The organism is Chryseobacterium sp. Leaf394, assembly GCF_001424105.1.
GTDB lineage: Bacteria > Bacteroidota > Bacteroidia > Flavobacteriales > Weeksellaceae > Chryseobacterium.
This window is the reverse complement of record NZ_LMQH01000011.1, coordinates 2127335-2142137: the sequence shown is the minus strand read 5'-3', so window position 1 is coordinate 2142137 and position 14803 is coordinate 2127335. Positions and strand designations below refer to the sequence as shown.

Below are 14803 nucleotides of genomic sequence, written 5' to 3'. Positions count from 1 at the left end.
TACGACGAATCAATATTCAATAGGGTCGGGCTTTAGCCCGGCTTCTTAATGCAGACAGGAATTTGGCTTTAGCCGAAACTTACTGATTTAAAATTTTGATAAAAACATGTGTACTATTTTTTTAAAAAAAATATAGGTCAAATCCCTATATTTACTCCGAATTTTAATACTCATCAATGGGAAAAATTACACTGGTCACGGCTTTATTTCTGGCAACAATTTTCTTGGCTCAAACCAGAGTCAATTACAATCTGAAAATTGTACATCCCGACAAAAGCGAAAGGAAATACAATATGAATCTTGATGTAGAGGGCGGGAAAAGTTATTTTTATGATGAAAAGCTGTTAGAAAACAGTAAATATCCTTCAAAATCAAATCAGTTTCTGGTACATCAGCAGGCGGGAAACGAAAATATTCAGATTATTTACAGCCACGAAAATCTACCTTTTAAAATTAAATCTGATGACAAAATCAGCTGGAAAGTGGAGGAGGAGTTTAAGCAGATAGACCAATACAAAGTTCAGAAAGCAACCGCAAATTTCGGAGAAAGAAAATGGACAGCGTGGTTTTGTCCGGAAATTGTGATGATGGAAGGTCCATATAAATTCAGAGATTTGCCGGGACTGATCTTCGAACTGAGTGACAGCGAAAATATTTTCTTCTACCAGATGATCAGTATTGAAAAGTTTAAAAGTGATACCAAAAGACTGAGTTTCGATTTTAATAAGGCTCAGGAAATCACAGTGGAAAAATACGATAAACTGATGGGTGACTTTTTGGAAAATCCTTTTCAGAACCAGAGAAACCAGCTGGGAAACGGCGTTGAACTGAATATTGATGATAAAGATGTGAGAGTGCAGGATCTCAACAAGATGACTGCGGAGTTTCAGAAAAATATAAAAAATACTTATCCGCCGGCTGTGGAGATGGATCAGTTTGGGTTTTACAGGAAGTGGATTCTGAATTAAGAAAAGGTGATTTTACATATTTTTGAGATACTCGTTTGATTTAAATAATTAATTAAATTTGTAAATGCAAAATGCTTTAAAAGATGAATTACACAATATCCTTTCAGGAAAGAGCAAAGTTAGCTACGGAGCAACTATCCAAACAATCGCCGGTTACCTTGATGATGGCGAGAAAGCAGGTGCAGATACTGAAATCGAAAAGCACTTCAAAAGAAAAGAAACAGAGAGACTAGAAAATTATATTGATAATCACAATCTTTGGGTAAGAGATATTGATTTTTCGCAATACGTAAGTGAAGGTGCAGAACAAAAAGTCTATTTGAGGGATAATGAATCTGTTGTAAAATTAAATGACGGAATTTATTATAAATCCTGGAAAGAATATTTCCATAATCTCATTTTACATAATTTTTTCTTCCCGGATACTGCATACGAATTACTTGGTTTTGCAAAGGATGAGGAGGTTTTGTTTGCGGTAGTTCAACAAAAGTATGTTTCAATTACTTCTGTCACAGACCTTTCAAAAGTGAAAGAATTTCTATTAGAAAATGGTTTTGAAAATAATAGAAATAACGATTACATTAATAGAGAGATTGGAGTTATTTTAGAAGATCTTCATGATGAAAATGTTCTTACACAGGATGATATGCTGTATTTTATTGATACTGTTTTTTACCTGACAGAAGATTTTTGGAAAGAATGAATAAATTTAGAAACATTCTTTAAAAAAAATAACCGAAGAACATTCTCCGGTTATTTCATTTTATATCGTTAAATTATTTATTCTCCTTCACTTTTTTTCCTGCAAATTTATTGAGTTTCATGGTGAGTGAAAACATCACATAACGCTTTAAAATTAAATCTTCGCGGTCTTCGAAGTAAGCATTGGTAATGGTTCTTCTTACGCTTTGGTTTTGGTTTAAGATATCATAAACTTTCACTTTCGCCGTCAGCTGTTTGTTAAAGAAAGAATACCCAACGCTGGTATTCCAGAAATAGAAATCTCTTTTGAAACCGGGAGCGATATTAGATGTGGTATTGTATTCAAAGTCATTGCCGATAACGAGTTTACTTTTGAAGACATAATTGGTCAGTTCCATTTTCAGAATCTGATTGCTGGTTTTTACTTCATCAATGCTGTAGTTTTCGTAGTTGCTGAAGTTGTAACTCATGCTGTAAGACGGTTTGATTGTAATTTTATCTTTGATTTCATACGTAACGTTCATTCCTGGATTTAACGAATATACATTACTTACAAACTGCTGTGTATTGATAAAACCCTGATTGTAAGAATAATTTATGTTCATTCTCGGGTTAATGCTCAGCTTGTTATCTTTCCACTTGAAGGTTTTGGTAAAGCCGGCGCCGGCGTTGATGTTTTTGTTTCCGCTGAGGTTGGCATAGGTTATAAACTGCTTCCCGGATTCGTCGAAGTAAGAATAGTTTACAATGTCATTATCTCTATAGGTAAAACCAACATTTAAATAGTAATTGATATTTTTCACCATATTGAAATTATTCAGATTGATGAAAAGGCTGTTGGTCCAGGTGTTTTTCAGGTTTGAATTACCAATATAAGAGATCAAAGGGTTGATTCTGTCTTCGTACGGCGTCAGTCTTTCGGCTGAAGGAATGTCGAAGTAGGCGTAATTGTAAATGCTTAACCGTTTGTTGTCTGAAAAATTATAGGTTGCACTGAGGTTGAACGCAGGAAGTACATAATCTCTGTCTAAACGGAAGTTTTGTCCCTGATAAAATGAATTTACGCCCATTTTTGTAAACTGAAATTCTGCTGATGACCAGATATTAATTTTCTTCTTGTTCATCTGAAAACCTATTTCAGGCGAAATTCTGTCGATGTCCTGATTCATTTCGTATGAAAGCGCGCTGTTAAGATTGGAATAGCCATTATTTGCGACATCAAAATCATTTACATTTCTTCTGTTGTTGAAGGCAGATGTATTATAGTTAAAATTCAGACTCACCGTAGCGGAATCGGAAAGCGGTTCGGTATATCCGGTTCTGAAATCATATCTGTTGATTTGATTTTTTGTTTTGGCAAGCTGATTTCTGATATCGTCGGGATCCGGAGAATTGTAGAAAACTGTGCGGGAATTATTCAGATTGTTGTTGATGTTTTCTGAAATGGTAGAACTCATGTTGGCATAAGCCACACGGCCTTTTTTCTTGAATTTTTTGGAATAATAAATATTCGGTGCAAAACTGTTATTTTCAGTTTCGTTGCGGATGTAGCTCGTGTTTTCGTTGAGCAGAAGATTATCTCTCAGCGTATTTGAATTAGAATTGCTGAAAGATTTAGACTCTGTTCTGTTGAAATTGGGTGAAAAATAAATGTTTGTAAGCGAGTCTATTTTAATTCTTGCAGTAAGATCAACTCCATACTGTGTATTTTCATTTTTACCGTTGCTTTCAGAGTTTGTTTTTAAAGTAAAATCCGGCAAAAGGGTAGTTCGGGAAGCTTTTGATCTGGTGGTAAGATCATTGTCTGTATGAATTAAGCTTAAAGTTTCAAGGTCAACATCCTTTCCGAATTTATCGCTGTAATTAAGTCCGATGGTGGTGGATCTCTGAATTCCTTTGTTGTTATTTCCGCCCTGAGTGTAATAAGTGCTGTTTCCGTTTGTTACAACGCTTCCGCCACGCATCAGCCATGAGTTTCTGCCGTGTCCCATGCTGTCGAAAACTTCGTCATTCGAGAAGCCCTGAGAATTGATGTTGTTGGAAGATGCGAGCAAACTGATTTTGGTGTCATTTTTAAAATAACTGATCAGGCCGCTGCTTTCATACCGCTCGTCTGAACCGTATCCTGCCGTAAGTCTGGAGATCAAACCTTTGTTTTTTTTCTCGTCAATCGTGAAATTGATCGTGGCGTTGTTGGATTTTGCGGCAGTTCCGTTGAGCTCTTCCTCCTTTGTTTTTGTGGTGGTAAACTGAATGCTTTTAATGATGTCTGCGGGTAAATTCTGCAGGGCAATTTTTCCGTCTTTATCGAAAAAAGGCTTGCCGTTGATGAGAATCTGATCTGCTTCCTTTCCGTTAACAGTAATTTTTCCTTCATTGCTGATTTCTACGCCTGGTAGATTTTTCAGAAGTTCTTCAATTTTACTGTCAGGTCTTACCTTGATTGCTGAAGCTTTAAATTCAATGGTATCTTTTTTAATTTTTACCGGAGAAGCCGAGATGTTTACCTCTGCAATATCAGTGATTTTGCTGTCTTCAAGCGTTATGTCTCCTAAATCTACAGAACTGTCGATTTTATCAAAAATTTTTGAGAAGACGCTGTGTTTGTCTGCTTCCACTTTCAGAATGCTGCTTTCATTCACCTGATCTGTTTTCAGGGAAAATCTACCTTCACTATTGCTCGAGGTGTAATTGATGATCGTAGAATCTTTTGATTTTAACAGGTAAATGGTAGCGTTTGGTAGTGGTTTCTGGTCAGAAGTTTTTACTTTTCCGTCCAGGCTGATTTTCTGTGCGTTTGCCACCAAAAATAAACCTAAAAGAAAAAATAGGGATAAGATTTTCCTCATGTTTAAAGTAATAGTTATTTGATGGGGCAAAAATAGAAAAACATCCCATTGCTGGGATGTTCCTGTGTGTTAATATTTCTATAAATATTGAAGTATTACGCCTTCAGATATCTTGCATAAGCATATCCTTCAACTCCGTCGGTAGTTTTTACTTTCCACCAGTCGTCAGAAGTCTGCTCTACAAGTGTTACAGAAGATCCTTTTGAAGCTTTACCTACAACGGCAGCTTCAGTAGAAGGATCCTGTCTGATGTTCAGATTTGATTCTTCAGTTGCTACACTTAATGAAGCTCCTGCAGCCAAACCTGTAACCTGCACGTCGATATTGATATCTGATGCAGAATAAGAAGCGTCGATAGCTCCCAAAGCATTCCATACTGTATCTTTAGCAGCTGTGTTGGCTGCATCTCCAGATACATAAAGAATACCGTCCTGCTCCTGTACTTTTAAATTCGAGATCCCGGCAGACTGTGCTGCAGATACTACTCCTGAATATTTTTCTTCTAATGTGCTCATCTATAATTATTTTACTGTGTAATTGAAGTTTACTTTTCCTACTTTCAAAGCGTCAACAGACTCTTTAATTTTTCTTGCCTGTGCTGCAGAAACATTACCTGTAAGCGTAAGTTCGTTGTTTACAACTTCTACATTTACAGATGGGAAATCTTTTACAGCATCTTTTACTTTTTGCTGTACAGCAGGATCTACCATTGAAGCATTTTCAATCGGAGTGCTGGCAAGTGGAGTTTCTACTTTAGCCATATCGTGCACATCTTTTACACCTTTAATAGCTTTCAGCTGCGTAATTGCTGCATCTTTTGAAGCCTGATCAGGGAAAGTTCCGCTCAAATGTGCTACACCTTCTTTGATTTCAACGGTAGCTGTAGGAGTAGAAGTTACCACTGTCGTTGCCTGAGTCTGTAAATCAGCGTCAGAGACTTTCTTTTTACAAGAAACAGACGCAAAAGAAACTGCAATTGCAAGAGCAGCCATTGTGATTGTTTTTTTCATAAGTGAATTTATTTTTTTAAATTGTTAATTGTAAATGTAATAATTATTTCTCTTTTGAAAATTAAATTCACGAAAATTTTTTCTAAAAATTATCTGAATTTTCAGAAAATTGCTGGTTTCCAGAATGTATTTCAGTGCTTAAACTTTAATTTTTTGGTAGATTAAAAATATTATATTTGTGCCACTTGATTTTACAACATGAAAGGACAAAACAAACTTTTTTTCGCCATTATCATCGCGCTGATTCTCGGTGTTCTACTCGGCGGAATCGTGCATCTGCAGTATCCTGACAGTGCACTTGCTTTCTCAAAAAATATTAAACTCCTCGGAACCGTTTTTATCAGACTGGTTCAGATGATTATTGCTCCTCTGGTTTTCACGACGTTGGTGGTGGGTATTGCAAAAATGAGCGATATCAAAATGATAGGTAGGGTAGGAACCAAGGCAATGCTCTGGTTCATTTCTGCATCACTGGTGTCTTTATTTATAGGTTTGGTTTTGGTCAACTGGCTCGAGCCAGGGCACGCCATTAAATTCCCGAATCAGGAACTCACAGCAGCAGACGAACTTGTGAAAACGAGTAAAGGTTTTTCACTGGAAGATTTTGTGAAGCACATTATTCCTAAAAGTTTATTTGAAGCTTTTGCAACCAATGAAGTTCTGCAGATTGTAGTCTTTTCTATTATGTTTGGAGTGGCTTTGGCAAATATGGGTGATGAGTATTCTCAGCCAGTGGTTAAGCTTTTTGATGTTATTGCACACGCGATTTTAAAAATGGTTGGGTACATCATGTGGTTTGCACCATTAGGCGTTTTCGGAGCCATTGCAGCAGTAGTTGCAACCAACGGTTTTGAAATTTTTAAGGTCTACGCTGTCTATCTGAGAGATTTCTTCTTTGCGATTGCTGTTTTATGGGTAGTACTTTTATTGGTAGGATATTTAATTTTAGGAAAAAGGCTTTTCGAATTATTAAGAAGAATAAAATCTCCTTTATTAATTGCGTTTTCCACAACAAGTTCAGAAGCGGTTTTCCCGAAACTGGTTGAAGAGCTTGAAAGATTTGGCTGTAATAACAGAGTCGTTTCGTTTATTCTACCATTGGGATATTCATTCAATCTTGATGGAAGCATGATGTACATGACTTTCGCCTCAATATTTATTGCTCAGTTTTACGGTGTTGATATGACTTTAGGGCAGCAGATTACCATGCTTTTGGTTTTAATGCTTACTTCAAAAGGTATTGCCGGAGTTCCGCGAGCTTCTTTGGTGATCATCGTAGCAACATGTACCATGTTTGATATTCCTGCGGCGGGAATAGCATTGATTCTTCCAATCGACCATTTCTGCGATATGGCAAGAAGTATGACCAATGTTTTAGGTAATGCTTTGGCAACATCTGCAGTTTCCAAATGGGAAGGTCAGTTAGACAATCACGGCGGAGATCTTTAATTTTTTTTTAACATTAAACAGTATTTTATTCCAAAAGGCACAGATTGTGTATATAAGTTTTCATAACACTAAAAAATTTTATTATGAGAAGCTTATTATGGTTAGTAGCAGTAATCTGCATCATTGTCTGGGTACTTGGTTTAGCAGGTGTAGGAGGTGGAATGGGATTAGGAAATCTGATTCACGTTTTACTGGTAATCGCAATTATTGTTATTTTATATAACATTATTTCAGGTCGGAAGCCTTTAGACTAAATCTGAAAAATTACAATATCAGGTCTGCAGAAATGCGGACCTTTTTTTATGCATTTTGTCAATGTTGATCGTTGATGGTTTCATTTAAAAATTACGTAACTTTGAGGCCAATTTAAGAAGCTGATGGAGAATTTAGTTCAGGATACAACCGTTCAGAAACCGAAATGGATCAGAGTAAAACTTCCTACAGGGAAAAATTACCGTGAACTCCGCACTTTGGTAGATAAATATAAGCTCAACACCATTTGCCAAAGCGGAAGCTGCCCAAACATGGGTGAATGCTGGGGCGAAGGTACTGCAACCTTTATGATTCTTGGAAATATCTGTACAAGAAGCTGTGGATTCTGTGGTGTAAAAACCGGAAAGCCTTTGGATGTTAACTGGGACGAACCGGAAAAAGTAGCACGGTCAATCAAATTAATGAAAATCAAACACGCAGTTCTTACTTCTGTAGACCGTGATGATTTGAAAGATATGGGCTCAATCCTTTGGGGTGAAACAGTAAATGCTGTGAGAAGAATTTCTCCGGGAACAACCATGGAAACATTAATTCCCGATTTTCAGGGGATGACGAAGCATCTTGACCGTTTGGTTGCTGTGGCTCCGGAAGTGATTTCGCATAATATGGAAACCGTAAAACGTCTGACCAGAGAAGTGAGAATTCAGGCGAAATATGAGCGAAGCCTTGAGGTTTTGAGATATCTTAAAGAAGCTGGACAAAACCGCACAAAAACAGGCGTAATGCTTGGTTTGGGCGAAACCAGAGACGAAGTTTTTCAGACGATTGAAGACATCAGAAATGCAAATGTGGACGTGATTACAATGGGACAGTATCTTCAGCCGACAAAAAAACATTTGCCTGTGAAAAAATTCATCACACCTGAAGAATTTGATGAGTTTGGAGATTTTGCAAGAAGTTTAGGCTTCAGACATGTAGAAAGTTCACCACTCGTAAGGAGTTCTTACCACGCCGAAAAACATATTCACTAAAAATACTACTGCCTCATTTTTGAGGCAGTTTTTTTATATTAATTTTTTAAAAGAGGCTTAGATTATTATTTTACACAAATTGAGCGATTCAACCTATTCGAAACAGCGTCTTTAGATTTCTCTGAGATGAGTTTAATCAAATCACATCTGATCTTCATTAATAAAAATTATTACTTCCACTCAAAATTTAATCATCTGGAAACAAAATTCTGATAAATTTTACAGACTTTTGCGGTTTCAAAACTTTCATTGCTTCATAAGTAGGCAATTACAATCATTTTAAATAAATCATGGCATTAGATAAAAGAATTTTACCTTTAGCAATCGGCGGATTGGGAATTGGGACAACAGAATTTACCATCATGGGTCTTCTTCCGGATCTCGCAAAGTCTTTAGCGATCAGCATTCCCGAGGCGGGACATTTGATCTCAGCTTATGCTTTCGGTGTTGTTATTGGTGCTCCGATTTTGATAGGATATTCTGTTAAGTTTCCAGCGAAGAAAGTTTTACTGGCTTTAATGGTCTTGTTTACGGTATTTAACGGTTTATCAGCTTTGATGCCCGACTACGGCTCGATGATGGCGATGAGATTTTTATCCGGACTTCCTCACGGTGCATTCTTCGGAGTGGGAACTGTTGTCGCATCAAGAATGGGTGGCAAAGGCAAAGAAGCATTTTATATTTCATTAATGTTTACCGGACTTACGTTGGCCAATTTAGCAATGGTTCCTTTGGTTACCTATATCGGACACGTTTTCCACTGGCGTTACTATTTCGGAATAGTAGCAGTAATTGGCTTGCTGGCTCTGCTTTTTATCAGACTTTGGCTACCCGACACCGAGGCCAATCAGGATGCGCATTTTAAAGATGAGATTAAGTTTCTTAAAACCAGACAGGCGTGGCTCGTTTTGATGATTACAGCTATTGGTTTTGGCGGTCTGTTTACCTGGTTCAGTTATATCACTCCTTTAATGACGGTCGTTTCAGGGATAAAACCAGATCAGATGGCTTATGTGATGATGCTTGCCGGTGGCGGAATGGTGGTTGGAAATTTAGTCGGAGGTTATATTTCAGACCGCATGAGTCCTGAAAAGACCTGCATCTTATTTCTTTCTCTGATGATGATTGCTTTGTGCTCGGTATTTTTCTTATCAGAATACAGAATAATATCTCTCGTGCTGACCTTTATCTGCGGAGCATTATCGATGTCAGTTTCTGCACCCATCAATATTATGATGATGAAAGCAGCACCAAAAAGTGAGATGATGGCAGCAGCATTTATGCAGGCGGCTTTCAATATTGCCAATGCAATGGGAGCGTTTTTAGGCGGAATTCCTTTAGAATACAAACTTCCATACAATTATCCTTCACTGGTTGGGGTAGGAATGACGATGACCGGTCTGTTGATCAGCATCCGTTATCTTTTTTTGTACAGAAATGCCAAACCAAAATTGGTGACCGTAAAATAAATATAAATTATCATAGAAAAGCCCGGTTTTGAAATTTCAAAACCGGGCTTTTTTTAACTAACTTTTTATTAATCTGCGACTTCGTTTCCGTTTTCACACCAATACAGGGCATTGTACAGATTGTCTTTAGGAAATCCTTTAAATTCTCCAGGCATCAAAACACTGAAAGCATCAGTGAAGTTCTGAATGCCTTTGCTGTCTGTTACGATGGCGGCACGATTCCATTTTGCAAGATTTTTAACGCCTAACATCACATCTTCAAACCATGCTCCTGCGGTAAACTGGTCAAGATCGGTGTCGATCAGCATAAGATAATTGAGCTCTTCATACAGTTCCACTTTTCTTTTAACTTCAGGATTTACAACGGTTTCAAAATCTGTTTTGGTAATTTCGCCCGAAGCTTTAAATGCGGCGACATTCTGCGGAGCATCTGGAATAATAGTGATCATATTTTAATTTTTATTGTTTTGGTGAATGAGTTTAAACAATAATTAAACCAATCTTTTTCAGAGGTAAAAAGGCTTGATTGTTGATAAACTTTTATCAAAAAATTTAAACTATGGATCTTAAATCTAATGAACCTTTCTGGTTGATTAAAAATGGTCTTATTTCTTCCTATCCTTCCCTTAAAGAAGATAAAAAATGCGATGTACTGATTATTGGCGGAGGCATTACGGGCAGCCTTATCGCCCATCAGATGATCAAAGACGGTTACAGTACAATCCTCATTGATAAAAGGGAAATCTGTAACGGGAGCACTTCTGCCACTACTTCCATGCTTCAGTACGAAGTTGATGTGCCTTTGTATAAAATGTCTGAAATGATTGGCGAAACTGCAGCAATAAGCTGCTACAAAGCATGCGAGAAATCAATCGAAGATATTGCAGGACTTGTAAAAGATATAAAATCAAGGTCTGGATTCAGAAAAAAAATTTCTCTTTATTACGCAGCCCGGAAAAAGGATGCCGACTGGCTTGAACATGAGTTTGAAGCTCGCCGGAAAGCAGGTTTCGATGTGGAATATTTATCTGCAAAAGAGATAGAAAAGAGATATGAAATTACCAATACCTATGGTGGAATTTTATCCAAATCAGGTGGCAGTATTGACGCCTTTAAGTTTTCACACGAGTTATTAAGATTTAATGAAAAAAAAGGCCTGGAAATTTATGATAAAACCGAACTCCGATCTGTAAAATATTTAAAAGATCATAATCTTGCCCTTACTACAAGCGGATTTACCATTGCCGCAAAGAAAATTATTTACTGTGTAGGCTATGAGTCTAAAGAACTGATCAAAGAAGATTTTGTAAATCTGAAAAGCACATATGCCATTGTTTCTGAAGTTCATGCTAAAGGTTTTAAAACTATGGAAAATACTTTGATCTGGAACACAGACGAGCCTTATCTTTATATGAGAAGCACAGACGACGGCAGATTTCTGATCGGTGGCGGTGATGAAGATTTTCACAATGCCGAAAAGCGCGATGCTTTATTAAGCAAAAAAGAAAAAGAAATTCTGAGAAATCTGAAAAGAATAAAACCTGATGAACATTTCTACACCGATTTTGTCTGGGCAGGAACATTCGGCGAAACAAAGGATGGATTGCCATACATCGGAGAACATCAGAATTTTAAAAACTCTTATTTCGTCTGCGGCTTCGGAGGAAACGGAATTACTTTTTCGGTAACAGGAATGGAAATGGCTTCTGCATTTATGAAAAACAGTAAACATCCGCTCTCAGAATATTTCAGATTTGGCAGATAAAAAACACTTTGGGCTCGCAAAATGCAAGCCCAAAATTATTTTCATTTAATGAAATTACCAGTTTGTAAGTCCGTTTTGCAGGGCTTTCTGGTAGTTTTCTTCGTCAAAAGTATAGAGGTCAGGAGACTTGTGCGCGCCGCCGCGTCTTTGCTCATCGAGTTTTTTCAGTATTCCTAAATTTTTTATTTTCCGGTAGAAATTTCCTCTGTTTAATTCTTTACCTAAAATGGTTTCATACAGCTTCTGAATTTCTGAAAGCGTAAATTTCTCAGGAAGAAGATTATAGCCAATCGGTCTGATTGCAATTTTTTCTCTCAGGGATAAAAGAGCTTTCTCAATAATCTCACGATGGTCCATTGCCAGATCAAAATCACCAAGTTGGCTTACGAAAACCCATTCACAGGATTGACTCAGCTCATCTTTTACCAAATCGCTGCCTGAAGGATTGTATAATGCAAGATATCCTATTGAAATAAAACGCTGTTTGTGAAAAAGAGTTTCATCAAAATCCTCAAAATAATCTTCACTTCTGCTTTTCTTTCCGAAAACGCCAAATTCCTGTAAATAGACATCAGAAAGACCCGTTCTCTCTTTTATAATTCTCTGCACAGCATCGTCAAGATCTTCATCTTTTCTCACATAACCTCCCGGCAAAAGCCATTTGTCACGGTAATTCATTTTTACGAGAAGCACCTTGAGCTCATTATTTTCAAATCCGAAAATGACGGGATCTGCCGACAGATGCGAAAGATAGATTTCCTTCGCTTCATTAGACATTTTTAAAAATTGCTGTTTAGAATCCATTTGACTTGGGGGAATAGGGCATAAATTATATTCTGCTAATATCGAAATTTTTTTTAAATTTAAAAATTCAATTAACAGAATTCTCAGAAGATGGGATTTGCAGACGCTCTGAATTCCTTCAACAGATTGTTGAAAACCTCTTCTACAGATAAAATCTGGTCTATCAGTGCAGAAACCTGACCAATTTCGAGTTCACCGTCATCCATATTGCCTTCAAACATTCCCAGCTTTGCGCGGGCACGGCCTAAAGATGCTGTCAGAGCTTCTTTGTTTCTTCCGACATGATAAATTTCCTCGAGTTCACTGAAGAACTTGTTTTTCACCAAACGTACCGGAGCCAACTCTTTTAAAGTCAAATGCGTATCGCCTTCATTCAGTTCAGTTATTTTATTTTTCCAGTTATCATGGGCACTCGCTTCATGTGTAGCGGCAAAACGCGAACCGATCTGAACGCCGTCAGCACCCAACACCATCGCTGCTTTCATCTGTGATCCCAACGCAATTCCTCCGGCTGCAATCAGTGGTTTTGAAAGATGTTTTTTCACATTCGGAATAAGGCACAGGGTAGTGGTTTCGTCTCTGCCGTTGTGACCGCCTGCTTCAAAGCCTTCTGCTACAACAGCATCTACACCTGCCTCTTCACATTTCACAGCAAATTTGGTTGATGAAACGACGTGGGCGACTTTGATATTCTCTTTCTGAAGTGTTTCTGTATAGGTTTTTGGATTTCCTGCAGATGTGAAAACGATTTTCACGCCTTCTTCCATAATGATCTGTATTACTTCATCCAGATTGGGATAGAGCATTGGGACATTTACACCAAAAGGTTTGTCTGTGGCATTTTTACATTTTCTGATGTTTTCTCTTAAAATATCGGGATACATGCTTCCGGCACCGATGATTCCGAGTCCGCCACAATTGGAAACTGCTGATGCCAGGCGCCATCCCGAGTGCCAGATCATTCCTGCCTGAATGATAGGATATTTGATATTGAAAAGTTCTGAAATTCTGTTTTGATTTTCGTACATATTTTATTTTAAATGAAATGATACCTGTAAATATAGTAAACCTCTAAAATAATAAAACTAATGGTAAGGGCACAAAAAAACCTTCATTTCTGAAGGTTTTAAAGTTTATTTTGAAATGGAAGCTTTCTTCCAGTTGCTTTTAAAATCGCATTCATATCTTCCGTCGATGGATACAAAAGTGGTAGGAATTTTTTCATTTACATATTTTTCTACCATTTCGTTCCGGCGTCTGTTGAGTGCCAACTGCTTTATTCTGTCATAATCTGTCTCCAGAGTAATCTGGTGAGCTGCGATTTCGTCTTCAATTTTTACAATTTTTACAACAATTCTTTCTCTTTCGTCCTTATCATCAAATGCTGTGGTAATGTCTCCTTTTTTCAGACCTGCCAATTCATAAGTTATAGTTCCCGGAATGCTTTCTCTTTCAATTTTGTTTGAACCGTCTGCTCCCGGAATTACACCCGCATTGAACTTCGTTCTTTTATCATCAGAAAACTTGAATGAAGCTTCTTTAAAAGTAATTTTTCCTCCCTGAATTAAACCTCTGATGCTGTCTAATTTAGATTTGGCTGTAGTAATTTCCTCTTCCGTAGGTGTTGCCATCAAAAGAATGTGACGTGCATCGTATGCTTTACCTGATTTTTTCACCAACTGAATAATGTGATAGCCAAATTCAGACTCTACCGGATCAGAAATCTCACCTTCCTGAAGATTCAGTGCTGCCGCCTCGAAAGGTTTTACCATCTGTCCTTTGAAAACGTTTTTCATTAAACCTCCAGTTGCAGCAGAACCTTTATCTTCCGAATAAATTCTTGCCTGGCTGTCAAATGATTCACCACTCTGAATATCTGCTTTTATCTTTTTTAATCTTGCAATTAACTCATCTTTATGCTTCTCTGTAAGCTTTGGATACATAAAAATCTGAGATAAAGAAACTTCGTCTTTAATCTGCGGAAGCTGCGTTTTAAACTGATTGTAAAAATCGGTTACTTCATTTGGTGTAACGTCTGCCTTTTCGGTGATTCTCTGGTATTTTGCCTGCCCGTAATACTGATCGGTATCAATTTTTTCGATGGCATTTTTCATTTCGTACTGGTTACGGAATTTGTACGCTGCAAGCATTGTTTTTTCATCCGGAAACTGAGAAACTAACTGATTGTATTTAGCGTTTGCCTGCTCTTTGATCATTGCAGAACGGTTTTCGATCAAGGTATCTTTTTTTGCCTGAACTACAAGAAGCTTGTTATTAAGAAGGCTTTCAAGAAACTCGCATTTGTTGGTTTCTCCCGCGCCCTGCTGTTTTGCATAGTTCAGCTGCTCTTCCACATCAGATTCTAAAATAATTTCATCGCCAATTACTGCAGCAATCCCATCTACCAATTGTCCTTTCTTCAGCTGTGCAGATGTATTTACAGAGAAAAACATCATGAAAATACCAAAAAGAAAAGCGATTTTTAATTTATCTATCATTTTTTTATATTAAACGAGTTGCAAATTTAGAATTCTTAATGAATC

14 protein-coding genes are annotated in these 14803 nt (G+C 37.4%); 7 read left to right on the top strand and 7 right to left on the bottom strand.

Going from position 1 to position 14803, the window contains the following annotated elements; translation table 11 throughout:
* Window positions 1–176 precede the first annotated feature (176 nt).
* Both ASG21_RS14435 and ASG21_RS14430 read left to right on the top strand, forming a co-directional pair.
* Entirely contained in the window at window positions 177–968 is a 792-nt protein-coding gene (locus ASG21_RS14435; RefSeq protein WP_056081553.1) for a GLPGLI family protein, read from the top strand.
* Between the two features lie 64 nt (window positions 969–1032).
* The gene (locus ASG21_RS14430; RefSeq protein ID WP_056081550.1) at window positions 1033–1671 is read left to right on the top strand and encodes a hypothetical protein; all 639 of its coding nucleotides are present in this window, start codon (window positions 1033–1035) and stop codon (window positions 1669–1671) included.
* A 73-nt stretch (window positions 1672–1744) separates the two neighbouring features.
* Here the strand turns inward: ASG21_RS14430 and ASG21_RS14425 are convergent, their stop codons facing one another.
* The 3 genes from ASG21_RS14425 to ASG21_RS14415 form a co-directional block, all read right to left on the bottom strand.
* On the bottom strand, window positions 1745–4519 hold the full coding sequence (locus tag ASG21_RS14425; protein ID WP_056081547.1) for a TonB-dependent receptor: 2775 nt from the start codon (window positions 4517–4519) through the stop codon (window positions 1745–1747).
* A 95-nt stretch (window positions 4520–4614) separates the two neighbouring features.
* Entirely contained in the window at window positions 4615–5034 is a 420-nt protein-coding gene (locus ASG21_RS14420) for an SH3 domain-containing protein (protein WP_056081544.1), read from the bottom strand.
* Between the two features lie 6 nt (window positions 5035–5040).
* Window positions 5041–5529: a BON domain-containing protein gene (locus ASG21_RS14415; protein WP_056081543.1), complete on the bottom strand. Its 489-nt coding sequence runs from the start codon at window positions 5527–5529 to the stop codon at window positions 5041–5043.
* A gap of 198 nt (window positions 5530–5727) precedes the next feature.
* Here ASG21_RS14415 and ASG21_RS14410 point away from each other — a divergent pair, with 198 nt between their 5' ends.
* From ASG21_RS14410 to ASG21_RS14395, 4 genes are all read left to right on the top strand, one after another.
* Window positions 5728–6978 carry a cation:dicarboxylase symporter family transporter gene (locus ASG21_RS14410; protein ID WP_056081540.1) on the top strand — a complete coding sequence of 417 codons (1251 nt, stop codon included), beginning with the start codon at window positions 5728–5730 and terminating at the stop codon, window positions 6976–6978.
* Window positions 6979–7061: 83 nt separating this feature from the next.
* Window positions 7062–7232, top strand: coding sequence for a lmo0937 family membrane protein (locus ASG21_RS20090; protein ID WP_056032445.1), 171 nt, complete (start codon window positions 7062–7064; stop codon window positions 7230–7232).
* Window positions 7233–7355: 123 nt separating this feature from the next.
* A complete protein-coding gene (gene lipA, locus ASG21_RS14400) occupies window positions 7356–8222 on the top strand; it encodes a lipoyl synthase (protein ID WP_056081537.1) in 867 nt (288 codons plus the stop codon).
* Between the two features lie 290 nt (window positions 8223–8512).
* Complete coding sequence (locus ASG21_RS14395; protein WP_056081534.1) at window positions 8513–9691, top strand: MFS transporter; 1179 nt, start codon at window positions 8513–8515, stop codon at window positions 9689–9691.
* Window positions 9692–9759: 68 nt separating this feature from the next.
* Here the strand turns inward: ASG21_RS14395 and ASG21_RS14390 are convergent, their stop codons facing one another.
* On the bottom strand, window positions 9760–10140 hold the full coding sequence (locus ASG21_RS14390) for an STAS/SEC14 domain-containing protein (protein ID WP_056081531.1): 381 nt from the start codon (window positions 10138–10140) through the stop codon (window positions 9760–9762).
* Between the two features lie 110 nt (window positions 10141–10250).
* On the opposite strand from ASG21_RS14390, the gene ASG21_RS14385 reads away from it, so the two are divergent.
* Window positions 10251–11456: an FAD-binding oxidoreductase gene (locus tag ASG21_RS14385; RefSeq protein WP_056081528.1), complete on the top strand. Its 1206-nt coding sequence runs from the start codon at window positions 10251–10253 to the stop codon at window positions 11454–11456.
* A 54-nt stretch (window positions 11457–11510) separates the two neighbouring features.
* Here the strand turns inward: ASG21_RS14385 and ASG21_RS14380 are convergent, their stop codons facing one another.
* From ASG21_RS14380 to ASG21_RS14370, 3 genes are all read right to left on the bottom strand, one after another.
* Window positions 11511–12233 carry an NUDIX domain-containing protein gene (locus ASG21_RS14380; protein ID WP_241773502.1) on the bottom strand — a complete coding sequence of 241 codons (723 nt, stop codon included), beginning with the start codon at window positions 12231–12233 and terminating at the stop codon, window positions 11511–11513.
* A gap of 110 nt (window positions 12234–12343) precedes the next feature.
* Window positions 12344–13288, bottom strand: a complete 945-nt coding sequence (locus tag ASG21_RS14375; RefSeq protein WP_056081523.1) for a nitronate monooxygenase — start codon at window positions 13286–13288, stop codon at window positions 12344–12346.
* A 105-nt stretch (window positions 13289–13393) separates the two neighbouring features.
* Entirely contained in the window at window positions 13394–14758 is a 1365-nt protein-coding gene (locus ASG21_RS14370; protein ID WP_056081520.1) for a peptidylprolyl isomerase, read from the bottom strand.
* Window positions 14759–14803: the final 45 nt, after the last annotated feature.

What these genes read in the sequence shown, in the direction of transcription:
- ASG21_RS14370 (WP_056081520.1), bottom strand. Translation starts at nt 14,758, where the DNA reads ATGATAGATAAATTAAAAATCGCTTTTCTTTTTGGTATTTTCATGATG.
- ASG21_RS14395 (WP_056081534.1), top strand. Translation starts at nt 8,513, where the DNA reads ATGGCATTAGATAAAAGAATTTTACCTTTAGCAATCGGCGGATTGGGA.
- ASG21_RS20090 (WP_056032445.1), top strand. Translation starts at nt 7,062, where the DNA reads ATGAGAAGCTTATTATGGTTAGTAGCAGTAATCTGCATCATTGTCTGG.
- ASG21_RS14380 (WP_241773502.1), bottom strand. Translation starts at nt 12,233, where the DNA reads ATGTCTAATGAAGCGAAGGAAATCTATCTTTCGCATCTGTCGGCAGAT.
- ASG21_RS14415 (WP_056081543.1), bottom strand. Translation starts at nt 5,529, where the DNA reads ATGAAAAAAACAATCACAATGGCTGCTCTTGCAATTGCAGTTTCTTTT.
- ASG21_RS14375 (WP_056081523.1), bottom strand. Translation starts at nt 13,288, where the DNA reads ATGTACGAAAATCAAAACAGAATTTCAGAACTTTTCAATATCAAATAT.
- ASG21_RS14430 (WP_056081550.1), top strand. Translation starts at nt 1,033, where the DNA reads ATGCAAAATGCTTTAAAAGATGAATTACACAATATCCTTTCAGGAAAG.
- lipA (WP_056081537.1), top strand. Translation starts at nt 7,356, where the DNA reads ATGGAGAATTTAGTTCAGGATACAACCGTTCAGAAACCGAAATGGATC.
- ASG21_RS14435 (WP_056081553.1), top strand. Translation starts at nt 177, where the DNA reads ATGGGAAAAATTACACTGGTCACGGCTTTATTTCTGGCAACAATTTTC.
- ASG21_RS14420 (WP_056081544.1), bottom strand. Translation starts at nt 5,034, where the DNA reads ATGAGCACATTAGAAGAAAAATATTCAGGAGTAGTATCTGCAGCACAG.
- ASG21_RS14390 (WP_056081531.1), bottom strand. Translation starts at nt 10,140, where the DNA reads ATGATCACTATTATTCCAGATGCTCCGCAGAATGTCGCCGCATTTAAA.
- ASG21_RS14425 (WP_056081547.1), bottom strand. Translation starts at nt 4,519, where the DNA reads ATGAGGAAAATCTTATCCCTATTTTTTCTTTTAGGTTTATTTTTGGTG.
- ASG21_RS14410 (WP_056081540.1), top strand. Translation starts at nt 5,728, where the DNA reads ATGAAAGGACAAAACAAACTTTTTTTCGCCATTATCATCGCGCTGATT.
- ASG21_RS14385 (WP_056081528.1), top strand. Translation starts at nt 10,251, where the DNA reads ATGGATCTTAAATCTAATGAACCTTTCTGGTTGATTAAAAATGGTCTT.